This is a genomic window from Terrabacter sp. Root85 (assembly GCF_001429185.1).
GTDB lineage: Bacteria > Actinomycetota > Actinomycetes > Actinomycetales > Dermatophilaceae > Terrabacter.
Map to the genome: position 1 here is coordinate 318491 of NZ_LMIW01000011.1, position 25541 is coordinate 344031.

Here is a 25541-nt window from a genome sequence, read left to right on the forward strand (position 1 = left end):
TACGGGCGCAACAGACTGCCCCGATGATGGGCGTGCCCGCGCGTCGTCTCGTCAGGGCAAGACCACCGCGGATCACGAACTGGCGAGACCTTGATAGATGCGGGAGTACTGCAGCGCAATCGCGGACCACGTGTATCGGCGTGCGGAGGCCTGCCCGGCCGCCCCGAGGGCCGCCCGCCTCTCGGGGTCGTGCAACAGCGACTCGACGGCGTGGGCCAGCGCCCCGGTGTTGACCGGGTCGACGAGGACGCCGTCGACCCCGTCGGTGACGAACGACGCAGGCCCCCCGAGGCTCGTGGCGACGAGGGGTGTGCCGGCGCGCCACGCCTCGAGCGCGACGATGCCGAAGGCCTCGCGGCGGCTGGGCATGACGACGACGTCGGCCCGACGCATCCAGGTGTCGACGCCGGCTTCATCGAGCGGTCCGACCAGTCGGAGCCGGTCGCCGAGGCCGACCTGCTCACCGAGCGCCCGCAGGGCTTCGCCCTGGGACCCGTCGCCGCCGATGACCAACGTCGGGGAGAGCTCGCGGTCGATGCCCGCGACGGCGTCGACGAGCAGGTCGAAGCCCTTCGTCGTCTCGAGCCTGCCGACCCCCAGGACGACGGGGCCGTCCGGCAGGCCGAGCGCGTCGGGCATCGTGCCGGTCGGAGGCGTCGTCGGCACGGGACCGACGCCGTTGGGCACGACGGTCCCGCCCTCGAGGCCGAACCGGTCCCGCAGGTCGTCGAGCACCTGCTCGGAGCACCCCGTCGTCACCGCGGCGGCCGCGATGGTCCGGCGCAGTCCCTCGCGCATCAGCGCCGAGGTGCCGAAGGCGTCGTGGTCGTCCATGAACGTCTCGCCGTGGCTCGACAGCACGAGCGGGGTGCCGGTGCGACGAGCCAGCGCGGCGGCATACACCCCGTTGGGTCCAAAGCACTGGACGTGGAGCAGGTCGGGGCGGAAGGCGCGGAAGGCCGACCGCCACGCGTGCCACGCCCGCGGGGCGGCGAGCCCGAAGCTCATGAGGGCGCGCCCCGAGCGGGCCGGCAGGGGAGTCGGCAGGTGGCGCACGACGGTGCCGTCGAGCTCGGTGACGCCGAGGTGCTCGCCGCGGTCGACGGTCCACACCTCGACCTCCGTGCCCCTCCTGCGCAGCTCGCGCGCGACGTGGCGGACATGCCCCTCGACCCCACCGAGGTGCGGGTGGTACGACGAGGTCACGAGCGCGACGCGCGGCCGACCGGCACCATCCACAGCGGCTCCTCTCGGTCGGGCCCGCGAGGTCACCGGCTCGCGGGCGGTCTCACCCTACGATGCGAGGGCGGACCCGTCCCGCAGTTGACCACCGCCCCGACAGCGAGGATCCCGCGTGCACCGGCTCACGATCGCCACGACCGCGACGGCGGTGCCGATGGGTGCGCAGGCCTACGAGCGACACATCGTCTCGCGCGCACCCGCGGCCCTCGCCGCGTTGGCCGCGCCGGGCGAGGTGTGGCGGGTCCGGCACGTCGTGGCGCGCTCGCTCCGGTCGCCCCTGCCCGGCACCCTCCGCCTGCCGATGGGCTGGCTCGGTGGCGCGTCACCGCGCGCGCGTGCGGCGGCCGGTCGTCTCGCGTACGCCCGTGGTGGGCTCGTGCACCGGATGAACCTCGAGCTGCCGCCGGCGCCCCGTGAGGTCGTGACGCTGCACGACGTCGTGGCCTGGCGCTACGCCGACGAGTCCGCACCCGTGGCCGCCGCGGCGGAGGAGCTGCGCCGGGCAGCTGCCGTCGTCTGCGTCTCGGCCTTCACGGCATCCGAGGCGGTCGACCTGCTCGGGCTCGTCGACCCCGTCGTCGTCCCGAACGGGGTCGAGGAGCGCTACTTCGGCGCGGAGCCGCTCGGCGCCGACGGGCTGTCCGCGCTCGGCGTCGACGGACCCTACGTCCTCACCGCCGGTGGGGCGTCCGAGCGCAAGAACCTCGCGGCGCTCGCCGACGCGTGGCCCCGGATCCGGGCAGCCCGGCCCGACGTGACGCTGGTGCTCGCCGGCCCGCCCCACCCCCGTCGCACCGAGCTCTTCGCCTCGCTGCCCGGCGTCCGACTCGTCGGGCGCGTCGCCGACGAGGTGCTGCCGAGGCTGTATGCCGCCGCCTCCGTCGTCGTCGTCCCGTCCCTCGTCGAGGGCTTCGGCCTTCCGGCGCTCGAGGGAATGGCCACGGGCGTGCCCGTCGTCGCCGCCGACCGGTCGTCCCTGCCCGAGGTCGTCGGCGACGGCGGCCTCCTCGTCGACCCCACCGGCGCGGGTATCGCCGCCGGCGTCCTCGACGTCCTCGCCGGCGGTGCTGAGGTCGAGGCGATGGCCCGCCGCGGCTTCGAGCGGTCGCGCCGGTTCACCTGGGAGGCGAGCGCCGAGGGGCACGCGCGGGTCTGGCGCTCCGTCACCGACTGACTCAGCCGACGGGCCCTGCACCCTCCCGCGCCGTGCGGCGCGAGGCCCGGACCTCCGTGGCGAGGTTGGGGGAGTCACCGCCGACGACGGCGAAGGTCGCCGCGGCAACCGCGACCACGAGCAGCGCGCTGCCGACGACGTCACGGGGCTGGTGCGCGTACCACGACACGTTGCCGAGGCCGATGCACAACGCCGCCACGCCCAGACCGACGAGCCCTCGTCGCGTCACGGGTCGCGGCCACACGACCGCGACCCCGACGAGCAGGCCGAGGCCGGCGGCCGCGTGGTTGGACGGGAAGGCGTCCCCGCCGATGCCGAAGACGTCGCGCGTGCGCAGCTCGAGAGCCACGAACGTCGCCGCCGCCGGGATGACGACGCCCGCGAGGGCGCGCCGCCAGCCGCGTCGGACGAGTGCGAGGAGCGCGAGAACGATGACCATCGGAGCGAGCACGACGATGACCAACGGCCGGGCCAGGCGGTCGAGACCCTGGCGCAGGGCTCCCGGCAGCCCGTTGAGGATCCAGCCGCGGACGGCGGCGTCGACCGTCACACCGATCCCGGTTCGGGTCGAGAGGAGCGCGGTGAGCGCGAAGGCCGTGGCGGCGGCGACGGCCACGGTGGCCCAGCGGAGGCGATCGCGATGCGACACGTGCACCTCCTGGCGGGCTGTTATGGTGCGATCGACCAGTCCGCTTGCAGTCTATGGGGGTTCGCTCGATGGCAACCCAGGAGGCGACGGGGGCCCCCTCTGCGGGTGCCACTGTGCCCCTCGAGGTACGCATCGGTTTCGCCCACGCATCAGTTCAGTGGATCGCCGACCGGTGCGGAGCGGACCTGCTGCACGTCAAGGGTGCGGCACTCGATCCGACCCTGGTGCCGGGGCGCGGCTACTCCGATGCCGACGTGCTGGCCCGTCCGGCGCACGTGCGTCGTTTGCTCGACGAGCTGCCTCGCCATGGCTGGGAGCTCATCAACACCTTCGTCTACGGATCGTCCTTCGAGCATTCGGCGACCTTGCGACACCAGGATTTCGGACTGCTCGACCTGCACCGCATCTATCCTGGGACCGGTCCCACGCCCGAGCGGGCCTTCGACACCCTGTGGTCCCAGCGCACCACGAAGGTTCTGGGCGGCATCGACTGCCCGGTGCCGTCGCACGATGCGCAAGCCGTCGTCCTACTCCTGCACGCCGCCCGCGGCGGCAGCGATGCCAAGGCCGCCAACGACGTCGAGTGGCTCTGGACATCGGCCGACGACGCTGCTCGCGACCGTGTTCTCGACTGGGTGGGGCGGCTCGATGCCGGTCTGGCCTTCTCGGTCATCACCGGCACCCTCGACGAGCATCGGGACGACCCGGCATACGACCTCTGGCGCGTCGCGGCGCGCGGGGGCACCCGGATGGAGGAGTGGCGCGCCAGGGTGCGGGCGGCCCGGGGCCTGCGCGCCAAGCTGACCGTCGCGTCGCGCTCGGTGCTCGTCAACGTCGAGCACCTGACGATCGTGCGTGGACGCCCCGTGTCGCGCGCAGAGATCGTGGCCGAGTTCTTCGGCCGACCGGCGCGAGGCCTGAGGGAGCAGGTCTCCCGCCTCGCCCGTCGGAGCCGGCGGTGAGGGCCGCCTACCGTCCCGGACCCGACGCCGGGGTCACCGTGAGCGACGACGGGATGTCCGTCTACGTCGCACGCCTGCCCGGCGGCCCGCTCCTCGTCCTCGACGGTGCCGCGGCCCTGATCTGGGCCGAGGCCACGACGGCTCCCGCGACCGGATGGGTGGCCCGTGTCGCCGAGCTCGTCGGACAGCCCGAGGACGCGATCACGGCTGACGTCCGGGCCTTCGTCGCCGACCTGAGCGCGCGGGAGCTGCTCGTGCCGCTGGGTGGCGACGCCGACCCGCCGACCAGGGCCTGAGCCCCACCTGACCTGAGGTCGGGCGCGGTGGATCAGGAGTGGTGCTTGGCCTGCGAGCGCTTGGCCCGACGGCTCGGCTTGACGTCGGCGTCGCGGTTGTAGCCGTAGTAGCCGTAGCGATGAGCGGTCGAGGACCCCGCCGACACCATGTTGAGGGCGAAACCAGCGACGGGGGCGTCCACGGTCTCGAGCGACTGGACCGCGCTGGCGAGGTCGCGCTTCTTCGTCCGCTCGGCGCCGACGACCATGATCAGGCCGTGCGTCAGCTTGTTGATGAGCACGGCGTCGATGACCGGGACGACGGGCGGGCTGTCCACGAGGATGAAGTCGTAGTCGTGGGACAGCTTGCCGAAGAGGACCTCCATCGGCTCGGAGCCGAGCAGCTCGCTCGGGTTGGGCGGCACAGGGCCGGCTGGCAGCACGTGGAGGGTGGTCTCGCGCCAGCGCTGGATGACGTCGTCGGTGTCCGCCTGACCGAGCAGGAGGGTGGTCAGGCCGAACGAGCCGTCGAGACCCATCGTGCTCGCGACCGAGGGGTTGCGCAGGTCGCCGTCGATGAGCAGCACCTTGGATCCGGCGTCCGCCATCGCGAGGGCGAGGTTGATCGTCGTCGTCGTCTTGCCCTCACCGGGCACCGACGAGGTGACGACGAACGAGTGCCCACCGGTCGTGACATCGACGAAGAGGATGTTGGTGCGCAGGCGGCGGATCGACTCCGCGTGCCGTCCGTGCGGGTCGCTCTCGAGCGAGAGCAGGCCGTTCTTGACCGACTTCACCATCGGGATGTCGCCGAGGATGGGCCGCTTCGACAAGGCCTTGATGTCCTCCTCCGTGCGCACCTTGGTGTCCAGGGTGTGCCGGAGCAGCGCGAGGCCGACGCCGAGCGCGAGGCCGAGGAGCGCGCCGAGCATGAGGTTGCGCTTGGCGTTGGGTGACGTGGGGTCAGCCGGAACAGAGGCCGGCACGATGGTGTCGGCCTCGACGGCCTGACCATTCGAGGCGAGAAGCGGGGAGAACTTCTTGGCCACGTCGGCCAGCACGGGGCCCGCCTCGGTGGCGACTCGCGCGACGAGCTGGGGGTCCCCACCGGTCGCGGTGATCGTCATCATGTTGGACGTCTGAGAGACGTCGCCCGAGACGGACAGCGGGAATCCCGCAGGCAGGCCGAGCCGGGTCCGCAGGGGATCCATGACCGACGGTGAGGTCAGGACCTCGAGGTAGGTGCCGAGGTCGCCTGCCGAGACGGCGTAGGTCGCGACCTGGTTGTTGTTGGTGGCGCTCGCCGGGGTGGTCGCCCGCAGGTAGATCTTCGAGCTGGACGTGTAGACGGCAGGGGTCAGCATCGTCTGGACAGCGGTCGCCGCGACCACCGCGAGCAGACTCACCGCGATGATGCGCCACCGTGCCCCCAGAACGCCCAGGAACTCCCGGAACGTCACTTTGCCCCCCCTGGCCCAACTCGACAGTACGTGCGGCGATCCTCCCATATCATCCAAGGGGTTGTGCCGAGTCGGAGACATCCGGGGACGGCACGGGGAGAGGGGTGAGTGGTCATGTGGGCACTGCGCGTGTCCCACAGCGCCGTCGTCGACGCGTGGCGTGGGCGGGAGCGCGCCCTGCGACGCCTCGGCCACCGGGTCGACATCGTGTCGGCTGCGGCGTGGTCCGAGGGCGGCCGCCGCGTCGCCCTGTCGGTGCGCCCCGACGAGCCGGTCGTGCCGGCGCGCACTGTCGGCTCGCACCCGGCCCTCTTCCTCTACGACCCGCGCCCGCTGTGGCGGGCCCTCGGTCGTCCGGTCGACGTCATCGACATCCACGAAGAGCCCTTCGCCCTCGCGACCGGCGAGGTGCTGCTGCTCCGGTGGCTGCGTCGCCAGCGCGCGCCCTACCTGCTCTACTCGGCCCAGAACATCGACAAGCGCTACCCGGTCCCGTTCCGGTGGCTGGAGCGAGCTGCGCTGCGCCACGCGAGCGGCGTCAACGTCTGCAACGACGCGGCCGGCCGCATCGCCGAGCGCAAGGGCTTCCCGGGTCGCGCCCGCACCGTCGACCTCGGCACCGACCTGACCGCCTTCACCCCGGCGGCGTATGCCGACACGCCCCGTGAGGTGCCCGTCGTGGGGTTCGCCGGTCGACTCGACGCCGCCAAGGGGGCGGACGTGCTGCTCCGCGCCGTCGCTCTCGAGCCCGCCGTGCGCGTACGCCTCGCCGGCGACGGACCCGAGAGGCACGCCCTCGTCGACCTTGCGGAGCGGCTCGGCATCGCCGACCGCGTCGAGCTCCTCGGCGCGCTGGCGCCTGAGGCGCTGACCGACTTCTACCGCTCGCTCGACGTCCTGGTCGTCCCGTCGCTCACGACCCCCTCGTGGGTCGAGCAGTTCGGCCGGGTCGCGCTCGAGGCGATGGCCTGCGGCATCCCGGTCGTCGTCAGCGACAGCGGCGCACTGCCGGAGGTCGTCGGCGATGCCGCTCTCGTCGTCGCCGAGGGCGACGTCGCCGAGCTCGCCAAGGCGATCAGCGAGGTCGTGCACGACACCGACGTCGCCCGGCGGCTGCGGGCGGCCGGGCTGAAGCGCGCGGCGGCGTCCTCGTGGGACCGCATCGCCGCGGAGCACGACACGATGTACCGCGCCGCGACGAAGCGGTGGTCTCGCGAGACCGACTCCCACGACCGACCACTCGACGTCGTCGTCGTCGCGTACGGCCAGCCCGACCTGCTCGGCGGGGCCCTGACGCCGCTGCGCGGCTTGTCGGTCACCGTCGTCGACAACTCCTCGTCGCCCGCCGTGCGCGCCGTGGCAGAGGCCGCCGGGGCCCACTACGTCGACCCGGGTCGCAACGGGGGTTTCGGGGCCGGGGTCAACGAGGCGCTGCGGCGGGTCGACCCGCGTTCCGACGTCCTGCTCGTCAATCCCGACGCGGTGGTCCACCCTGACGACATCGCCGCCCTGCGCGCGGCCCTGCTCGCGGCGCCCGACCTCGCGAGCGTCGGACCGTCGCAGGTCGACGCGACCGGGACGCCCGCGCGGGTCGAGTGGCCCTTCCCGTCGCCGCTGGCGACGTGGGTCGAGGCCGCCGGACTCGGCCGCCTGCGACGCAACCGCTACGTCATCGGGTCGGTGCTGCTGCTGCGCCGCGAGGCCCTCGACCACGTCGGTCCCTTCGACGACGAGCGCTTCTTCCTCTATGCGGAGGAGACCGACTGGGCGCGCCGCGCGGTCCTGCTCGGCTGGCGGCACGCGCTCGTGCCGGCAGCGCGTGCCACCCATGTGGGTGCCGCGACGAGCACCGACCCCGCTCGGCGTGAGGGCCACTTCCACGCCGCGCAGGAGATCTATCTCCGAAAGCACTTCGGCAGCGTGGGCTGGCAGGTCGGGCGTGCCGGGCAGGTCGTCGGCTCTGCCGCGCGAGGGGTCGTGCTGCGGGGAGACCGGCGTCGCGCGGCACGTGCCCGCCTACACCTCTACCTCGCGGGTCCCGCACGGTCGGAGGAACGGCCCCGCGACGCCCGCGCCGGCCGCGCCGCCCGCGCCGCACGCAGCGACCTTCCGTCCGTGCCTCTCGACGAGCTGGGACGGGTGGCCACGTCGTGAGCATCATCCCGGAACGTCTCCTCCACACCGGCACGACCGACCTGCTCACCCGCATCGGTCTGGTGCTCGCCGGCGTCGCCCTCGTCGCCGTCGTAGGACGTCTCGCCGTGACGACGCCCGACGCAGCGATCATCCTCGCCGTCGCCGTGCTCGCGATGGGTGTGACGGCAGTGCAACCCGGTCTCATCCCGCTCGCCGTGCTACCCCTGCTCCTCGTCGTCCTCCGCGTCGGCGGCGGAGGGGTCGACCTCTCGCTCTCGGACTTCGCCCTCGCAGCGGCCGCCGTCCCAGCTCTTCTTCTCGCCAAGCGGCCCTTCTCCGCCGGCATGCGTGCGGTCCTCTGGGCCTCGGCGGTGTACCAGTTCGCCACGCTGATCACGGTCGTCAACAACCCGTACACGGCGAACGCCGTCGAATGGGCGCACGCCTGGATGCTCGTGTCCGGATCCCTTCTCGTCGGATGGGCCGTCGGCGCCAACGGTCACGCCCGCACCGGTCTCCGCCTGCTCATCGGCACCATCGCCGTCCTGGCGACCATCACCGTCGCAGAGGGTCTGATACACATCGCGAACGGCGACCTGAGCCCGGTCTACCCGAGCTTCCCGTATGGCATGCACAAGAACTTCGCGGGCACGGTCTGCGCGATGGGGGCGGTCATGGTCTATGCGCGGCCCGCGTGGGCCGGGATCAATCGGAGGTGGTCCTTCGTCCTCATGGGCATGATGCTGACGGCTGTCCTGCTCACCCAGTCGAGGCAGGCGGTCATCGGTCTGGTCGCGGCGGTCTTCGTCCTGGTCCTGCGCTCGCGGACCGATCGACGACGGTCCAAGCTCGTGCTCCTGGTCGTCGCACCGCTGGTTCTCTTCGTGACGAACCTCGTGCAGGACCAGGTGCAGTCCGGGAACCAGTTCAACTCGGTCTTCCAGCGCCTCACGTGGTTCCAGGACTCGATGACCGTCTGGTCCTCCGACCCGTGGTTCGGCGTCGGGCTGCGCTGGTGGTACACCGACCGGTTCCCGTTCCAGTTCCAGCCGCCCAACGCCGAGATCGAGGTGCTGACATCGGCCGGGGCAGTGGGCCTCGCCGCCTTCGTCCTCCTCATGGTCGTGGCACTGCGGGTCGCGTGGCGGATGGACCCGGCCTACGGGTCCCTGGCGGTGGCCGTTCTGGTGTCACGGATCGTCCAGGGCCAGTTCGACCTCTTCTGGTCCGCCGTGCAGGGGTCGCTCCCGTTCCTCGTCCTCGGCCTGTGCCTCGGTGCGAAATGGTGTTCCCAGCAGCGCGAGTCGACCGAGGTCCGAGCGCCCGAGCCGACTGGGGCTCCGCACCCCGCCGGACTGCTGCAGACCCCTGGGGCCGCTCGGTGACCACGATCGTGCAGATCGCGCCCGAGATCGGGCCCGGCACCGGGGTGGGTTCCGTGGCTCACCACCTCGAGCAGGAGTGGCGGCGAACGGGGGTCACCGTCGAGCGCTTCACCCTCGCGGAGTCGGGCGGCGCGTGGTTGCCGACACCTCGGGGCGGTCTGCAGGGTCGGCTCGCGGTCCTGGCCAGGGTGGTGTGGTTCTCGTCCGTCGGGACGCGCCGCGCGCGTCGCTATCTCGCCGACCACCCCGAAACGGTCTCCGTGTGCCACAACGACGTCCTCGCTGGGGACATCTACGTCAACCACGGACTCGTCCAGGCCGCGATGCGGTCGAGAGGCGCGTACTGGTACCGGATCCTGCGCAACCCCCTGCACCTGTTCACCACGGTGCGGGACAGGCGTCGCTACACCTCCGCCACCCACCGGCTCGTCGTGAACCTCTCCGACCAGGACCAGCGGCTCCTGCGTGAGCTGCACCCGTCCTTGCGGCCGGGCACCGCCGTCGTCACCAACGGCGTCGACACGTCCGAGTTCGTCCCGCCATCCGCTGACGAGCGGCGCGCAGAGCGGGAGTCGCTGGGGCTGACCGAGACCGACGTGCTGGCTGTCTTCATCGGGCACGAGTACGCGCGCAAGGGACTGGACCTCGTCGTGGACGCGCTGGACCAGTGCCCTGACCAGGTGCGGCTCCTCGTTGTGGGCGGGTCACCGGATCTCGTCGCCGGCATGGAGTCGCGGGCGGCCGCCGTCCGCAACCGGGCCCGCATCACCTTCGTCGGTCCGAGCCGTGACCCGAGGCCCTGGCTGCGCGCGGCTGATGTGCTGTGCCTGCCCAGCGCCTATGAGGCGTCGCCGCTCGTCGTCCTCGAGGCGTTGTCCATGGGGGTTCCCGTCATCGGCACCCGCACCGGCTCCATCCCCGATGTCGTCGAGCACGGGGTCAACGGCTACCTCGTCGAACGGTCGGCCACCAGCGTGGCCGAGGCGCTCGACCTGCTCTCCGGGGCCGACCGTCCGTCCCTGCGTCAGGCGGCTCGCCGGACTGCCGAACAGCACACGTGGGCCCATGTCGCCGCCCGCTACGTCGAGCTGCTGGACGGCCTGCGTGACGGGCCGGGACGAGGCCGAGAGGCCTCATGAGGATTCTGCACGCGATCCGCTCGGACGGGTTCGCCGGCGTCGAGAGCCATGTCGCTCTGCTCTCCCGCGCCCAGGCTGCCGCTGGTGACGAGGTCGTGGTCATCGGAGGCGACACCCACCGTATGCCGGCTGCCGCAGGTCCGGCCGTACGCACCCTTCCGGCCGCGACCGTCACCGACGTCCTCAGCGCCGTCCGGCGCTGGGCGGTCGATGCCGACGTGGTGCACGCCCACATGACGGCCGCCGAGATCGCTTGCGCCACAGCGCTGCTGGGCGTGGACGTCCCGCTGGTGGTGACCCGGCACTTCGCCAGGAGTCGGGGGAGCAACCCCGTCTCGAGCGTGGCCGCCGCCCTGGCCGCACGCCGGGTCGACGCTCAGATCGCGATCAGCCGCTACGTGGCGGACAGCATCGCGGGGGCCAGCGTCGTGATCCACCCGGGCGTCGAGGGCAGTCCCGAGACGCCCACGGCCGCTGAGCGCGAGAGGGTGGTGCTGCTCGTCCAGCGGCTCGAGCTCGAGAAGGACTCCGACGTCGCGCTGCGGGCATTCGCCGCGTCGGGGGTCGCGTCGCAGGGCTGGCGCCTCGACGTCGCCGGGGACGGCGCCGAGCGATGGCGTCTGGCCTCCCTGGCGGCCGACCTCGGCCTGGCCGACTCAACCCGCTTCCTCGGTCACCGGAGCGATGTGCCGGACCTGATGGCGCGCGCAGGTGTGCTCCTGGCCCCCTGTCGCGTCGAGGGGCTCGGCCTCACGGTTCTCGAGGCGATGGGAGCAGCCCTTCCCGTCGTCGCGGTCGACGCCGGAGGACACCTCGAGACGGTCGGGGCCGTCGACGGCGCGGCCCTGCACGCACCGGGCGACCATGAGAGTGCGGGACGGCAGCTGGCCGCTCTCGTCGCTGATCCTCGCCGCCGGGACGCCTATGCCGCCGACCTCCAACGCGCCCAGCGCACCTGCTTCACGCCCGAACACCAGGCACGAGAGACCCGGGCCGTCTATCGAGGGGTGCTGTGATGGATCTGGTCGTGACCTCCCTCGAGGCGTGGGACCGTGTGTGGCGACGCAACCAGCATCTCGTCGCCGGCCTGTTGCGCCGCGACCCCACCCTCCGGGTGCTCTTCGTCGAGCCGGCGACCGACCCGCTGCACGCAGCCCTCGGCGCCAGCCAGCCGAGGCTCGGCCGCGGGCTGCGTCCCGGGCCGTCGCTCGACGGCATACGGCCCGAGGCGCTGTGGCTCCTCGAGCCCACCAAGTGGCTGCCCCGCCGGGTAGACCGCCGCGTCGACGAGCGTTGGGCGCGGCAGGTGCTCCGGACCGCCCGTTCGCTCGACATGGCCGACCCGGTCCTCTGGGTCAACGACCCGAGCGGCGCGCTGCTGGTCGAGGCGACGACGTGGCGCTCGCTCTACGACGTCACCGACGACTGGACGCTCGCCGAGCGGTCGACCGCCGAGACCGAGCGGGTCATCGCGCAGGAACAGGTGCTGTTGGCTCGGTGCGACGAGGTCGTCGTCTGCTCCCCGGCCCTCGCGGCGAGCAAGGGGCAGCGCCGGAAGGTGACTCTCGTGCCCAACGGGGTCGACTCGGCGGCCTACCTCGTCGACCACGACCGACCCGCCGACCTTCCAGAGGGGGCCGTGGCGGTCTACGTCGGGACCCTGCACGGTGACCGCCTCGACGTCGACCTCTGTGCGGCCACGGCGCGGGCTCTCGAAGGGACCGGCCACTTGGTGCTCGTGGGGCCGAATGCGCTTGCGACGGAGCAGCGTTCGCGCCTCGAGTCAGCGGGCGTCTTGATGCTCGGCGCGCGACCGAGCGGCGACGTGCCGTCCTACCTCCAGCACGCCGACGTGCTCGTCGTGCCGCACGTCGTGACTCCCTTCACCGACAGCCTCGACCCGATCAAGCTCTACGAGTACCAGGCTGCCGGCCGTCCGGTCGTCGCGACGCCGGTCGCCGGCTTCCGTGACGTCGACGACCAGCGGGTCACGGTCGCCGACCACGAGACCTTCGTGTCGGCCGTTGTGGCGGGTGTGGCCAGCGCCGGCCAGGTGAATGGACCGGTGCTGGACTCCGCGCCGTCGGCCGACGCCGACTGGTCCCGCCGCGTCGAGCAGGTCGCCGAGGTTCTCGAGAGAGTGCGGGAGCACGGGGTCGGCTCATGACACATCTGTCCACCGAGCTTCTCCACGTCCGGGCCCTGGGCGCCACTCTGGCCATCGAGGTCGAGGACGTTCGACTGCGGAGCCTTGCCCACCGGGCCTGGTCAGCCTGTCTAGTGTCGCCGGCCGACGACGCGCCGGTGGTTCGTGCCCCCTCGGTCCCGGCCGGCTCAGGGGAGCCGGAGCTGGCCGCGGCTCTGCAAGAGCTGACCCAGCTCGTCACCCGACGGGCCATCACGGCTCGCGTCGGTGAGCTGACCATGTTCCATGCGGGGGCGCTGTGTGATCGGACCAGCGGTGCAACGATCGCGTTGGTTGCCCCCGGCGGCACGGGCAAGACAACGGTGGTCAGGACCTTGGGTCGTGGCCGAGGCTACGTCTCAGACGAGACCGTCGGTGTCGACGGCGACCTCGGCATAGAGACGTACTGCAAACCGTTGTCCGTCCGTCGTGCGGACAGCCCGGATCTCAAGGACGAGATGTCGCCGGCGGACCTCGGCCTCCACGGGCCGACGGTGAAGCCGTGGCTGGCTGGCATGGTCATCCTGCGCCGCGATCTGACGTCGGGTGCGGCCGTCGTCGTCGAGCACGTGGCTCTCCTCGACGCTCTCGTGCTGCTCGCGCCAGAGACGTCGGCGTTGGCCCAGCTCGACAAGCCATTGCACCGGCTGGCCCGGCTCGTCGAGTCGGTCGGCGGCCTGAGGAGGGTGCGCTACCACGATGCCATCGACCTCGAACCCGTCGTGCGTGACGTCTTGGGGAGGCGTCGGTGAGCAGCATGGATCCCGAGCTCGACCCGTCCACCCCGCTGCGGTGTCGAGAGTTCGTCGACGAGCTCACGACGGACGAAGGCACCCTCGTCCTCGTCGGGGGGGACCCATGGGGCCGCGTGGTGAGGTTGTCGCCGCTCGGGCTCGAGATTCTCGACGCGATCGGCGCGGGGCTGACCCTTCAGGAACTGGAGGCCGAACTGCTCGACCGAATGGGCGAACCCCCCGGTGGGCAGCTGACCGAGAGGGTTCGTGAATCGGTCCTCGCGTTGCTCTCCGCTGAGGTCATTAGTGCAGGTCAGGGTACAAAAGAGACAATCGGGACGTCGTTCGATCGTGATGAGCCGGCGGGGGCCTAACGTCCCTGATTCCCGGCATCGCGGACGTCTGGTTCGGGTACATTGACGAAGCACTTGGGGGTTTTCAGTCATCGAGTGGGGGATTCATACATGTCACACAATCACGGCGTCGATTCGGCGCCTCCGAGCCGACGCTCGGTCGTCAAGGGTGCCGCTTGGGCGGTTCCCGCGGTGGTGGTCGCCGGGGCTGCGCCCACCGTCGCCGCTTCAGCGGGTCCGTTGAGCTTCAGCGGAGCTGCATGCAAGCTGCCCGGCGCCTCGTCCTCGATCTTCAAGGGGTACGTGTTCGAGCTCGTTGCCGTTAACCAGCCGGGCCCCGGCCCAACAGTGGGTGTCACCGTCATCTCCGACGTCCGCATCAACGACAATCCGGTGTCGGGCTTCCAGGCGTTCGTCTTCTCCAGCACCAATGGCAGCTGCACGTGCCCGGCGTGTACGCCGGCTGGTGCGGTTGGCACGTGCGCCACGTTCTGCACGCCCGACGGTGCGAGCCAGCGCATCTTCGTCTACACCAACAGCCAGGAGAACAGCTCGAACTCGTCGTTCAGCCTGAGGTACCAGCGGTTCGAGTGCTCGACCTGTGTGGCGCTCGACGCCACCCCGGTGCTCATCTCCACGCCGATCCTCAGCACGCCGCCAATCACTGCCAACGGTGGCGGCTCCTGCAACACCAAGGAGTTCGTCCCGATCCCGGCTGGCAACCCGGTCTGCAGCCCGGCGGCCTGATCCGAGCGCAGTCGCACCAGGCACGACACGACTGACGAGCAGGGCCCGGATCCTCGTGGATCCGGGCCCTGCTCGCGTGCGTTGGCTTCTCCTGGCTGCTTGTCCTGCCGCAGTCAGCGGGCGGCGTCGGACGGATCCATCTCGGGCGCAGTCACGGCGGCGAGCTCTGCCTCGATGTCTGCGACGAACTCGGGCACCGCCAGGCTGCCGGTCACGGGTCCGCCGGCAAGGTGACCGTCGACCCCCAGCAGCAGGGCCGAGGGTGTGGCCAGTCCGAAGGTGTCCGAGAAGGCACCCTCGGTGTCGTGGACCGTGAGCGGCTCCTCGAGGGACGTCAGATGCGTGTGCCCGGCCGCCATCCGTGTCACCAGGCGTACGTCGAGCAGCGGCAGACGGGTTCGCCACTCCGGCACCGAGGTGATGACCTCCTCGCACGAGCCGCACATCTCCGACACGTAGACCAGCAGCTGGGGCCGCTCCACGCTGAGGGCCCTGAGGTTGGTCGTCGAGCCGTCGGACAGGCTGACTGGAACCGCCGGTGTCCGGGTGCGGAGGTAGTCACCGCTCTCGTCGTCCGGGACGTCGCCCGCGGCAGGCGCTGCTGGGCTCGGGGCGCCGACGATGAGGTAGGTCGTGGCGGCGGCGACACCCGCTCCCACCAGCCACCACCAGGGCAGCCGGTCGTCCGCCACCCGCGCCGCGACCGAGGAGCCTTGTGCCGCAACGACGACGGCCAGGACCGCCAGCAGGACGAGCCACGCGTTGCGCACGACCGTGCGACGTGTGATCCGTCCGGGGGCGAACTCCCCGAAGCACGCGCAGTCCACGTCCTCGTCGAAGCCCAAGGCCCGAACGACGAGCCCGAGGTATGCCGTGAAGAGCAGGAGCGCCGCCACCGCGGCGACGATGCCCACCGGGCCACCGACGAGCACGAGCAGGGCGGCGAGCAGCAGCTCGCCCCACGGCAGTCCCTCGACGACGACGCGGCCGCGCAGGGGCGCCGGCACGCGGAGGTCCCGGAAGGCCTCGGCCGAGGCGCTCGGCGAGCGCAGCTTGCCGACCGCACTGACGACGAGGACGACCGCGAGGATGACGGGCGCGAGGGCGAGGGCGTCGGAGGGCACGTCGCATTCTAGGCAGGGGACGGCATACCACCGGGGGTGATCGGGTGATCCCACGGGGCGGAGGGCCCGGCGTCGGTCACCTCCTGCACAATCGGGCCCATGCGCGTCGTCACGGCCAACGTCAACGGGATCCGAGCAGCCGCGAGGCGGGGCCTGGTGCCGTGGCTCGAGCAGGCGGAGCCGGACGTCCTCTGCCTCCAGGAGGTGCGGGCCGACGACGTCGAGCTCGCCAAGGTGCTCGCCGACGCCGGCCTGGCGCACTGGTCGGTGGCGCACACCGAGGGTGCGGCCAAGGGACGTGCCGGCGTCGCCGTCGTGACGCGCGAGCCCCAGACGGCGGTGCGGGTCGGGATCGACGGCGCGTTCGCCGACGAGGGCCGCTGGGTCGAGGCCGACGTCGTCACCGCCGCTGGACCGCTGACGGTCGTCTCCGCGTACGTCCACACCGGCGAGGCGGGCACCGAGAGGCAGGACGTCAAGATGGCCTTCCTCGCGGCCATGACGGAGCGCATGCGACGGGCGGCCGAGGCCGACGAGCTCGTCCTCGTCACCGGCGACCTCAACGTCGCGCACCGCGAGGCCGACCTCAAGAACTGGAAGGGCAACCTCAAGAAGGCGGGCTTCCTGCCCGAGGAGCGCGCCGTGCTCGACGGGTGGTTCGCCGACGGCGGGTGGGTCGACGTCCAGCGCCGCCATGCCGGTGACGTCGCGGGTCCCTACTCCTGGTGGTCCTGGCGCGGCAAGGCGTTCGACAACGACGCGGGCTGGCGCATCGACTACCAGCTGGCCACGCGCAGGGTGGCAGCCACGGTCACCGACGTCTTCGTCGGTCGGGCGCCGACGTATGCCGAGCGTTGGAGCGACCATGCGCCGGTCGTCGCCGACTACGCCCTCGAGCCCGTCTGACGACGCGTCGTCGGAGGCGGCTCGGCGCGGACCGGTTTGGGGCCCCCGGTCGCTCATGGGCCAGAATGCACCCATGTCCTCGACGCCCTCCCTCCCGACCACGACCCCGCGCAGCCTCTCGGGCATGCAGCCGACGAGCGACTCGCTCCACCTCGGCAACTACATCGGTGCGCTGGTCGAGTGGGTGCGCCTGCAGGAGACTCACGACGCCTTCTACTTCGTCGCCGACCTGCACGCCCTGACGGTCGCCCCCGATCCCGAGGTGCTCCGCGAGCGCACCCGCATCACGGCCGCGCAGTTCATCGCCGGCGGCGTCGACCCGGCACGCTCGACGCTCTTCGTCCAGAGCCACATCGCGCAGCACACCGAGCTCTACTGGGTGCTCGGGACGCTCACCGGCTTCGGTGAGGCGAGCCGGATGACGCAGTTCAAGGACAAGTCGGCCAAGGGCACCAACACCAACGTCGGCCTCTTCGCCTACCCCGTGCTCCAGGCCGCCGACATCCTCATCTACGACGCGAACGTCGTCCCGGTGGGCGAGGACCAGCGCCAGCACCTCGAGCTCTCGCGTGACCTCGCCGGCCGCTTCAACCAGCGCTTCGGCGACACGCTCGTCGTGCCCGAGCCGCACATCATGAAGGCGACGGCCAAGATCCAGGACCTCCAGGAGCCGACCGCCAAGATGAGCAAGTCCGCCGCCTCCGACACCGGGCTCGTCAGCCTGCTCGACGAGCCCGCGCGCATCGCGAAGAAGATCCGCTCGGCCGTCACGGACGCCGAGCGCGAGATCCGCTTCGACGAGGAGAACAAGCCGGGCATCTCCAACCTGCTCTCGATCCACTCGGCCCTGTCGGGCACGCCGGTGGCGATCCTCGAGGAGCAGTACGCCGGCAAGGGCTACGGCGACCTCAAGAAGGACGTCGCCGAGGTCGTCGTCGAGGCGGTGACGCCGTTCCGCACCCGCACCCTCGAGCTCATGGCCGACCCCGCCGAGCTCGACCGCATCCTCGCCGACGGCGCCGAGCGGGCCCGCGCCGTCGCCGAGGCGACGGTCCGCCGCGTCTACGACAAGGTCGGCCTCCTCCCGGTCCTCGGTCGGAACGTGGGATAACCACGCTGTGCCCACCCGCGCTGGGTAGGGTGCCACCGTGACGCAGACAGGGGAGCTCAAGGCGCGAGCCGACCTCCCGCACGGCACGTCAGGGCTCGGGGCGCTGCACCGAGGCCTCCTCCAGTGACTCGTCCCACCCGGTGCGACAGGATCTCCGACCACCTGCGCACTGGGTCGATTGTCGGCACTGGCCACCAGGTGTGCGAGGTCGCCACTGCGCCGACGGGGTCGCGGGAAGATCGCGCGAGCACGCCTGATGTCGACGAACGTCGACATCACAGACAGAACATCGGGGGCGCAGCGTGAGCACGGACATGGCGATTCGTGCGGCAGGACTGTCGAAGTCCTACCGCATCGCTCATCGAGCAGCACCGGTCACCCGGGTGACCGAGGCCGTGGCCCAGCGACTGCGTCACCCGTTTCGACGCGGGGACTACGAGGACTTCACCGCACTGTCGGACGTGTCCTTCGAGATCCCGTGGGGAGAGGCCGTCGGCATCGTCGGGCGAAACGGCGCCGGCAAGTCCACGCTGCTCAAGCTCCTGACGCGGATCACGGCACCGACGGCTGGAAGGATCGAGCTGTCCGGTCGCATGGGCAGCCTGCTCGAGGTGGGCACGGGCTTCCACCCGGAACTGACGGGTCGCGAGAACATCTTCCTCAACGGGGCGCTGCTCGGGATGCGGCGCAACGAGATCCGACGGCGTTTCGACGAGATCGTCGACTTCTCGGGGGTGGAGCGTTTCCTCGACACGCCGGTCAAGCGATACTCCTCGGGCATGTACGTACGGCTGGCGTTCTCGGTGGCTGCGCACCTGGACACGGAGCTCCTGGCGATCGACGAGGTGCTGGCCGTGGGAGACGCGGAGTTCCAGCGGAAGTCTCTCGCCAAGATGCGTGACGTCGCCAACGACGGACGAACCGTGCTCTACGTCAGTCACCAGATGCAGACGGTTGAGTCGCTGTGCACGTCGGCGATCTTCCTCCAGCACGGCACGCTCCAGCTGCAGGGCGGTGTCTCCGACGTCATCGAGCGCTATCGCGGCAGCTACGAGGAGTATGCCGCTCGTGAGACGCAGGCGCGGAAGGGGCTGAGTGACGACGTGCCTCGCATCCTCGAGGTCGTGCCGACGAGTCAGACCTTCTCCGTCGACGATGACAAGTTGGTCGACATTCGCATCGGTCCGACCGACGACTTCATCGGCACCTACTTCGTCTCGGCGCACCTGACGGACGCGAACGGGAACGTCGTGGGTCAGTGCGACTCCCGCCTCGTCGGCCGCTACCTGGACGCGGACCGTGAGCAGCGTCTTCGGCTGTCGATCCGCCACCTGTGGATGAAGCCTGGCCGCTACTCGATCGACGTCTTCGTGTGTGCGTCAGGCATCTTGGACTCATGGGAAGGCTCGGCCACGTTCGACATCCTGCCGTCGTTGCCCTACCCGGAGCTGACCTCACCCGAGGCCACCGGCCACGGTGCGGTCCTGCTGGACTTCGACTACGAGGTGCACGCATGAGCAAGGTCGTCATCACACCACCCGGGCGCCTGAGTCTCCCGCACTGGCAGGAGCTCTGGGGTGCTCGAGAGGTCTTCCTTCGCTTCGGCCAGCGCGACGTCCTCCTCCGATACCGGCAGACGGCTGTGGGCGTCACCTGGGTGATCCTGCAACCCTTGGTTGCGGCCGGGATCTTCTCCATCATCTTCGGCCGGATCGCAGGTCTCTCGACCGACGGGGTGCCGTATTTTCTGTTCTCCTACATCAGCATGCTGGGCTGGAATCTCTTCTCCGGCGTGCTGAACCGGGCCGCCCCTTCGCTGGTCGCCAACCAGGCGCTCGTGTCCAAGGTGTTCTTTCCACGCATCCTCGTCCCGGCGTCGACGATCCTGTCGGTCATCCTCGACTTCGTCGTGGCCCTCGTCCTCGGCGTCGTTCTGCTGGTCGCCTTCCGGGTCAACCCGGGCATCGCGGCGCTCGCCCTTCCCTTCTGGGTCCTGTGCACCCTCTGCCTGAGTCTGGGGTTGGGACTGGCCGCCTCCGCGATCATGGTGCGCTACCGGGACGTGGCGTACGTCCTGCCCTGGCTGGTCCAGATCGGGCTGTATGCGACGCCCGTGGCGTATTCGCTCGAAGCCGTTCCCGAGCAGTACCGCATCTTCTTCGATCTCAACCCGATGAGCTGGCTGCTGACTGGGATCCGCTGGTCGTTGCTCGGCACGGCGCCGCCGCCGGTGTGGCAGCTGGCCGGGGCGGTCATCGTCAGCGCAGGGGCTCTCTTCGCCGGGTTGCTCGTCTTCCAGCGGTTCGAGCGGTCGTTCGCGGACGTGATCTGAGGCCAACCCCGCTCTCGGGGTGACGATCGGTTGAGGGCGCGGCCGTCGCGGCGGTGCGATCGTGAGCGGGGACGCCGCCGCACGTCCGGCAGGCCCGCGGCCGCACTGGTCGAGGAGATTGGGTACGGTCGGGTGCGTGAGTGTTGCGCGCCCCACGACGATCGGCGTCTCGATCCCGATCCCGGCCCCGCACGGCGACTATCTCCAACGTCGCCGGGCCGACTTCGGTGACCCCCAGGCCTGGCAGATCCCCGCGCACATCACCCTGCTGCCGCCGACCGAGGTCGACGCGGAGGCGTATGCCGCCTTCCGGAGCCACTGCGCCGAGGTGGCCGCCGCGCACGCCGCGTTCGACGTCGTCCTGCGTGGCACGGGCACGTTCCGTCCGCTGTCCGACGTCGTCTTCATCCAGGTGGCCCAGGGCGTCTCGAACTGCGAGGCGCTCGAGGTGTCGCTGCGCTCGGGGCCGGTGAGCCGCGCCCTCGAGTTCTACTACCACCCGCACGTCACCGTGGCGCACAACGTGCCGGCCGAGTCGCTCGACCTCGCCTTCACCGACCTCGCCGACTACTCCGTCGCCTTCACTGTCGGCGCGTACCACCTCTACGAGCTGGGCGAGGACGACGTGTGGCGTCCCGTGCACGAGTTCACCCTCACCGGGGGCTGACGGGTGCCGGCGCTGGGGCCCCTCATGGATCGGCTCAAGGCCCTGTCTCCGTACCGGGCGTGGACCCGATTCAGCACGTCGAGCGGCAACCTGCTCGCGGCGGGGGTCAGCTACTACGCCTTCTTCTCCATCTTCCCGGCGCTCGCGCTCGCCTTCGCGATCTTCGGCTTCGTCCTGCAGGACCGCCCCGATCTCGTCCTCGCGATCGCCGACTCGCTCAACAACGCCCTCCCCGGGATGGTCAAGACGCCGAGCAACCCCGACGGCATCATCAGCATCGAGGCACCGGCGAGCCTGACGCTGACCCTGACCGGCATCATCTCGTTCGTGACGCTGCTGTTCGCCGGCATGGGGTGGGTTCGGGCCCTGCGCACCGGCATCCGCGGCGTCTTCGGCCTCGAGGTCGCGCCACACGCCATGGTGCGGACGATGGCCCGTGACCTGCTGGTCCTGGTGACCGTCGGCACGGCCGTCGCGGTCTCGGCGATCCTCACGAGCAGCATCGGGGGTCTCGCCGAGCAGGTTGCCGGGTGGGTCGGTCTCGAGGGCAACGGACTCCTCGTCGGCCTGCTGGGACTTCTCATCGGCGTCGTCTTCGACACCTTCATCCTCGTCGTCCTGCTGCGGACCCTCTCGGGAGCACCGCTGCCGCTGCGCGACATCCGTCAGGGAGCGGTGATCGGTGCCGTCATCCTCACCCTGCTCAAGCTGTTCGGCGGCTTCCTCGTCAGCCATGCCACGGCCAACCCGCTGCTCGGGGCCGTCGCGCTCTCGGTCGGACTGCTCTTCTGGCTCGACCTCATGTCCAAGGTCATCCTCCTCTCGGCCGCGTGGGCCGCGAACGACGTCGACCTCGACGCCCTGGGCGACGACACCGGCCGCTCGACGCTGTCGAGGGCCGCCCGCCCCGTGTTCATCGCCCCGCTCGCCTCCGGCGCCGACACCAGCCTCGTGCCGTATGCGGCAGCCCCCCTCGAGGTGGCGCCCGGGCACGCTGACGTGGCTGGGCGGGACGTCGCCGGTTCCCGCGCGGTCGACCGGGTCAGCCTCGCCGCGGGTGCGGTCGTCGGTGCCGCCTCGGCCGCGCTGGTCGCTGGGCTTCGCCGGCAGCACCGCTGAGGGGACCCGGGTCACTAGGCCTGTCAGTACCGCTGTTCGCCGTGCGGGCAGACACGTGCTGGGTACATTCGACCCGTGATAGCCCATGTGCCGACGCCGGGTGACCACTTCTCGCCGTTGACAGGATCGGCCGTGATGACGGTGATCGACGGGCTGGCGCGTCCGACGGCCGAGAGCGCCAGGCATCAGGTTCTGGTGGCTGAGGGAACGTATGCCGAGCGATACAGCTCAGCAGACGTGATCTCCTACCCGCCTGCCCCACCGCGAAGCCGCTCAGTCCGTCTCGTCGACACTGCCCTCGCTCGGATGGGCGCCGGCCGGCCCTTCGCCTCCCGTGAGTACCGTGCTGCTTTCAAGGTCCTGAGCGACGCACCGCACACCGTGCTGCTCCACAACGCGCCGAACGTGGCCACTCTCCTTCCAGCCCAGTCAGCGCCAGTGCTCTACGCACACAACGAGATCCTGCACGGAGCCCCGTGGGCAGCTCACAGCTCCGTCCGCGGTTTGGAGGGGATCATCACCGTCAGTGAGTGGCTGGCTGAAAGGACGCGCCTCCGCGTTCCTCGCTCGATGCGCTCCCGGGTCGTCTCCCTGGTCAACGGTGTCGATACCGATTCCTTCGTGCCCGTGGACCGGACCGACCGGGACGGACTGAGAATCTTGTACGTGGGCCGGGTCGTGCCGGAGAAGGGCCCCGACGTGCTGCTGGATGCGGTGGAGCGAGCCGGGATCCACGGACTCACCGTCAGGATCGTGGGCAGTGAGGGCTTCGCCATCGATGGCCCACTCTCCAGCTACGAGCGCGCCCTGCGCAGACGCGCCTCAACCCTGTCCTGTGGGGTCGAGTTCGTGCCTTTCACGCCGCGGGCAGAGCTTCCTGCACACTACGAGTGGGCAGATGTCGTGACGCTCCCGTCTCGATGGGAGGAGCCGTGCGGTCTCACGCTGTTGGAGTCGCTCGCCAGCGGCGTGGCAACCGTGGTCACGGAGTCCGGTGGCATGCCGGAGGTCGCCGGGGACGCTGCGATAGTCATCAGGCGCAACGACCCAGGCGCCTTGATCGATGTCTTGCGACAGCTTGCTGACGCCCCGACGGCACGCAGCGATCTCGGGCGACGCGCTCGTGAACGGTCAAAGGAATTCAGCTGGGCCGGCCGCGCTGAACGATTGGACGAGATCCTCAAGGAGTGGGGGCTCCCGACAGCGGGCCCTGGCCGAGAGGTGCCCGCGAATGGTTGAGCCGAACAGTGAGCGTGTCTTGGTGGTGATACCGCTCTACAACGGTGCTCGGTTCATCGATGAGACGTTGCAGAGCGTCATCTCACAGACTCACCCCCATTTCGAGGTCGTCGTCGTCGACGATGGGTCCAGCGATGACAGCGTTGAAAGAGTGCGCCGGTGGTCGCAAGCCGACGCTCGGGTGCGTCTGCGCACCAAGGGCTCGTCGGGCATCGCGTCCACCCGGAACCACGCGATGGCAGCCAGCACGCCTGGTGCGTCATACGTCGTCTTCCTGGATCAGGACGATGTACTGCCCTCCGACTTCTTCAGTCGCGCGGTCTCCTGCTTGAGTCAACGGTCGGACGCCGTGGGCGCCGCTGCGCTGGTCGACCTCGTGGATGCTGACGGAAGACCATTCGACGATGGTGCGTTCGCGGCCGCGATGATGGGTGACAGCAGCTCATCCTCGCTCGAGGCAAGCGATGGGCGCGAGGTTCGTTTCGAGGACGTGTTCGTGCACAACCGGCTCTGCCCTCCGAGCTGCGTCATGCTCAAGCTGGACATCGTGACCGAGGTGGGTGGACCCGACACGAGCTACGTCCTCGCGGACGACTGGGACTTGATGCTCCGGGTACTCAGACACGGACCGGTGCTGTTCCTGCCCGGCGCTCGCGTCGGCTACCGGCGGCACGGATCCAACGCCTCTGACTCCGCGGGGGCTCAGAACATCCAGGAAACGCGTCGGGTCTGGGCACGGACCTACTTCTCACGGGCGAACTCCGATGCGCAGCGCCGAGCGCTCCGACAGAAGTGGCGGACCCGTCAGCGTCGAACAGCCCGCGTCAAGGCGCACTCCGCTGTGACTGCCCTCGGGCGTGGCGAGCTGCTGATCGCCGGTCGGGGCCTGCTGGACGCCCTCGCGCACGCGGTGGCTCTCCGTCCCCTGCGGTATTGGGCCAGGCCGGCGAGGTGACCTGGATGGGAGTTCTCGCGAGTTCTGTCCGGTGAGTCCGGGCCCCTGCGACCATCGCGCGCAAGGATGTTTCACGCCGCGCGGCGCCGGCGCCGGGCGATCGCGAGGAGCACGACGCCGGTGGTGACGACGACACCGGCCGCGGCGAGCACGACGAGCGACCTGGTGCGGTCGGATGCCGTCGCCTCGCTCGCCAAGGCCGCGACCGGGGCCGCGACCGGGGCCGGCGTGCCGGTGCCCGCCGAGGTCCCCGGTAGGGGCCCCGAGCCGACGCCGGTGCCGGTCGCGCCGCCGGTGGGCAGCTCCGGCAGCTCGGGTGCTGCGGCGGGCGCCGCGGCCTCGCCGGGCTCGACGAGCCGCCCGACGGGCGTGACCCGGTCGGCGTTGGCGAAGCCCCAGTCGAGCAGGGCCGCCGTCGGCTTCCACGAGCCGGTGATGCTGCCCATCTGTGTCACGACGAGGGTGCGACCACCGCGGGTCGCGGCCCCGATGAAGGTGTGCTGCGCCCGGTCGGTGCGGCCGGGCTTGATGCCCACGGCGCCGGGGTAGTGCTGCAGCAGCTCGTTGATGTTGTAGACGTGGAAGGCGGGCCACACCTTCCCCCGCTTGTCCTTCCCGCCGGGGAAGACGCTGTCGCGCTTGGTGATCGTGGCGCGGAAGGCCGGCAGACGCATGGCGTCGCGCCCGATGAGCGCCAGGTCGTAGGCGCTCGACCGTTGGGCGCCGTCGTCGAGGCCGCTCGGGTCGACGGTGAGGGTGTCATGGGCCCCGACCTCACGGGCCTTGACGTTCATCAGCTCCACGGTGGCCTCGTAGCCACCGGCGGCGTCGGCGAGCGCGTAGACGGCGTCGTTGGCCGAGAACATCAGCATGGCGTCGAAGAGGCTCGAGACGGGGTAGCGGTTGCCGGCGAGGATGCCGACGCGCGACCCGGCCGCGTCCTGGGCGTCCTGGCCGGCGACGACGACCCGTCGCGGGTCGAGACGCGGCATCAACGTCAGGGCGGTCAGGGTCTTGAGGGTGCTGGCCGGGCGCAGCCACGCGTGCGGCGACTTGGCGGCGAGGACCTCACCGGTGTCGAGGTCGGCCACGACGTACGAGACGTCGTAGACCTCGGGCGGCGCGGGCACGGAGGCCGGGCGGTCGACGACGACACCGGACTCGGCCAGGCGCGAGCCACCGACGACCGTCTCGGGCTTCCACGCGGGATGGGCGAAGGGGGTGGGTGGCGCGTTGCGGCAGACGACGCGGACCTTCGGCGGCTTCGCCGGTGTCGCCGCGACCGTCGGGCGCGGGACTGGTACGGGGGCCTGCGCCGACGCGGAGGTCGTCGCGGAGGTGGTCGCGGAGGTGGTCGCGGAGGGTCGCTCGCTCGACGTCCGGGCCGCGGGCTCGGCGGTCGGGAAGACCCGCGGTGTCAGCGTGACCCCGACCGGGACGGCCTGGCGGGTCTGCCACGCCGCACAGGTCGGTGCGGCGACGGGTGCTGCTGCCGCGGGTGCGACGCGGGGGAGGGGCGTACCGGAGGCGGGCGGGACGGCATACGTCGTCGTCAGGGCGAGCCCGAGCCCGAGCGCGCTGAGCGCCGCGCCCGCGACGGTGACCGTCCACGGGCGACGTCGGGCCGGGTCTCGAGGCTTCATCGCC

24 protein-coding genes are annotated in these 25541 nt (G+C 70.9%); 19 read left to right on the top strand and 5 right to left on the bottom strand.

Annotated features, from left to right (window positions below; genetic code table 11):
* Positions 1-72: 72 nt before the first annotated feature.
* Positions 73-1239, bottom strand: coding sequence for a glycosyltransferase family 4 protein (locus ASE25_RS17630; protein ID WP_056826852.1), 1167 nt, complete (start codon positions 1237-1239; stop codon positions 73-75).
* 115 nt (positions 1240-1354) lie between these two features.
* On the opposite strand from ASE25_RS17630, the gene ASE25_RS17635 reads away from it, so the two are divergent.
* On the top strand, positions 1355-2416 hold the full coding sequence (locus ASE25_RS17635; RefSeq protein WP_056826853.1) for a glycosyltransferase family 1 protein: 1062 nt from the start codon (positions 1355-1357) through the stop codon (positions 2414-2416).
* Between the two features lies 1 nt (position 2417).
* Here ASE25_RS17635 and ASE25_RS17640 read toward each other — a convergent pair whose 3' ends face one another.
* The gene (locus ASE25_RS17640; RefSeq protein WP_056826854.1) at positions 2418-3065 is read right to left on the bottom strand and encodes a phosphatase PAP2 family protein; all 648 of its coding nucleotides are present in this window, start codon (positions 3063-3065) and stop codon (positions 2418-2420) included.
* A gap of 68 nt (positions 3066-3133) precedes the next feature.
* Between ASE25_RS17640 and ASE25_RS17645 the strand changes: the two genes are divergently transcribed.
* Positions 3134-4027 (top strand): nucleotidyltransferase family protein, encoded by an 894-nt coding sequence (locus ASE25_RS17645; protein ID WP_162260620.1) that lies wholly within the window; start codon positions 3134-3136, stop codon positions 4025-4027.
* Entirely contained in the window at positions 4024-4323 is a 300-nt protein-coding gene (locus ASE25_RS17650) for a PqqD family peptide modification chaperone (RefSeq protein WP_056826856.1), read from the top strand. Before ASE25_RS17645 ends, ASE25_RS17650 begins: the two co-directional genes overlap by 4 nt.
* Positions 4324-4355: 32 nt before the next feature.
* On the opposite strand, the gene ASE25_RS17655 is transcribed toward ASE25_RS17650, so the two are convergent.
* Positions 4356-5762 carry a polysaccharide biosynthesis tyrosine autokinase gene (locus ASE25_RS17655; RefSeq protein WP_056826857.1) on the bottom strand — a complete coding sequence of 469 codons (1407 nt, stop codon included), beginning with the start codon at positions 5760-5762 and terminating at the stop codon, positions 4356-4358.
* Positions 5763-5876: 114 nt separating this feature from the next.
* Between ASE25_RS17655 and ASE25_RS17660 the strand changes: the two genes are divergently transcribed.
* The 8 genes from ASE25_RS17660 (at position 5877) to ASE25_RS17695 (ending at position 14441) form a co-directional block, all read left to right on the top strand.
* Positions 5877-7916 (top strand): glycosyltransferase, encoded by a 2040-nt coding sequence (locus ASE25_RS17660; protein ID WP_235508737.1) that lies wholly within the window; start codon positions 5877-5879, stop codon positions 7914-7916.
* The gene (locus ASE25_RS17665; RefSeq protein ID WP_082622968.1) at positions 7913-9283 is read left to right on the top strand and encodes an O-antigen ligase; all 1371 of its coding nucleotides are present in this window, start codon (positions 7913-7915) and stop codon (positions 9281-9283) included. Before ASE25_RS17660 ends, ASE25_RS17665 begins: the two co-directional genes overlap by 4 nt.
* Positions 9280-10422 (top strand): glycosyltransferase family 4 protein, encoded by a 1143-nt coding sequence (locus ASE25_RS17670; protein WP_056826858.1) that lies wholly within the window; start codon positions 9280-9282, stop codon positions 10420-10422. The genes ASE25_RS17665 and ASE25_RS17670 overlap by 4 nt, the downstream gene beginning before the upstream one ends.
* Positions 10419-11438, top strand: a complete 1020-nt coding sequence (locus ASE25_RS17675; protein ID WP_056826859.1) for a glycosyltransferase family 4 protein — start codon at positions 10419-10421, stop codon at positions 11436-11438. The genes ASE25_RS17670 and ASE25_RS17675 overlap by 4 nt, the downstream gene beginning before the upstream one ends.
* Positions 11438-12589: a glycosyltransferase gene (locus ASE25_RS17680; RefSeq protein WP_056826860.1), complete on the top strand. Its 1152-nt coding sequence runs from the start codon at positions 11438-11440 to the stop codon at positions 12587-12589. The genes ASE25_RS17675 and ASE25_RS17680 overlap by 1 nt, the downstream gene beginning before the upstream one ends.
* A gap of 137 nt (positions 12590-12726) precedes the next feature.
* Complete coding sequence (locus ASE25_RS17685; protein ID WP_157623485.1) at positions 12727-13359, top strand: hypothetical protein; 633 nt, start codon at positions 12727-12729, stop codon at positions 13357-13359.
* Positions 13360-13364: 5 nt separating this feature from the next.
* The gene (locus ASE25_RS17690) at positions 13365-13715 is read left to right on the top strand and encodes a hypothetical protein (protein WP_157623486.1); all 351 of its coding nucleotides are present in this window, start codon (positions 13365-13367) and stop codon (positions 13713-13715) included.
* Between the two features lie 171 nt (positions 13716-13886).
* Positions 13887-14441: a hypothetical protein gene (locus tag ASE25_RS17695; protein WP_157623487.1), complete on the top strand. Its 555-nt coding sequence runs from the start codon at positions 13887-13889 to the stop codon at positions 14439-14441.
* 113 nt (positions 14442-14554) lie between these two features.
* Here ASE25_RS17695 and ASE25_RS17700 read toward each other — a convergent pair whose 3' ends face one another.
* Complete coding sequence (locus ASE25_RS17700) at positions 14555-15565, bottom strand: MauE/DoxX family redox-associated membrane protein (RefSeq protein WP_056826864.1); 1011 nt, start codon at positions 15563-15565, stop codon at positions 14555-14557.
* Between the two features lie 99 nt (positions 15566-15664).
* On the opposite strand from ASE25_RS17700, the gene ASE25_RS17705 reads away from it, so the two are divergent.
* From ASE25_RS17705 to ASE25_RS17740, 8 genes are all read left to right on the top strand, one after another.
* On the top strand, positions 15665-16471 hold the full coding sequence (locus tag ASE25_RS17705) for an exodeoxyribonuclease III (protein ID WP_056826865.1): 807 nt from the start codon (positions 15665-15667) through the stop codon (positions 16469-16471).
* A gap of 55 nt (positions 16472-16526) precedes the next feature.
* Positions 16527-17582: a tryptophan--tRNA ligase gene (gene trpS, locus ASE25_RS17710; RefSeq protein WP_056826866.1), complete on the top strand. Its 1056-nt coding sequence runs from the start codon at positions 16527-16529 to the stop codon at positions 17580-17582.
* 314 nt (positions 17583-17896) lie between these two features.
* Positions 17897-19099 carry an ABC transporter ATP-binding protein gene (locus tag ASE25_RS17715; protein WP_082622974.1) on the top strand — a complete coding sequence of 401 codons (1203 nt, stop codon included), beginning with the start codon at positions 17897-17899 and terminating at the stop codon, positions 19097-19099.
* Positions 19096-19914: an ABC transporter permease gene (locus ASE25_RS17720; protein ID WP_056826868.1), complete on the top strand. Its 819-nt coding sequence runs from the start codon at positions 19096-19098 to the stop codon at positions 19912-19914. The genes ASE25_RS17715 and ASE25_RS17720 overlap by 4 nt, the downstream gene beginning before the upstream one ends.
* A gap of 136 nt (positions 19915-20050) precedes the next feature.
* On the top strand, positions 20051-20581 hold the full coding sequence (locus tag ASE25_RS17725) for a 2'-5' RNA ligase family protein (RefSeq protein ID WP_056778550.1): 531 nt from the start codon (positions 20051-20053) through the stop codon (positions 20579-20581).
* A gap of 24 nt (positions 20582-20605) precedes the next feature.
* Entirely contained in the window at positions 20606-21700 is a 1095-nt protein-coding gene (locus ASE25_RS17730; RefSeq protein ID WP_056778554.1) for a YihY/virulence factor BrkB family protein, read from the top strand.
* 75 nt (positions 21701-21775) lie between these two features.
* Positions 21776-22939: a glycosyltransferase family 4 protein gene (locus tag ASE25_RS17735; protein ID WP_157623490.1), complete on the top strand. Its 1164-nt coding sequence runs from the start codon at positions 21776-21778 to the stop codon at positions 22937-22939.
* Positions 22932-23894 carry a glycosyltransferase gene (locus ASE25_RS17740; protein ID WP_056826870.1) on the top strand — a complete coding sequence of 321 codons (963 nt, stop codon included), beginning with the start codon at positions 22932-22934 and terminating at the stop codon, positions 23892-23894. Before ASE25_RS17735 ends, ASE25_RS17740 begins: the two co-directional genes overlap by 8 nt.
* Before the next feature lie 71 nt (positions 23895-23965).
* On the opposite strand, the gene ASE25_RS17745 is transcribed toward ASE25_RS17740, so the two are convergent.
* Complete coding sequence (locus ASE25_RS17745; protein ID WP_056826871.1) at positions 23966-25537, bottom strand: D-alanyl-D-alanine carboxypeptidase family protein; 1572 nt, start codon at positions 25535-25537, stop codon at positions 23966-23968.
* Positions 25538-25541: the final 4 nt, after the last annotated feature.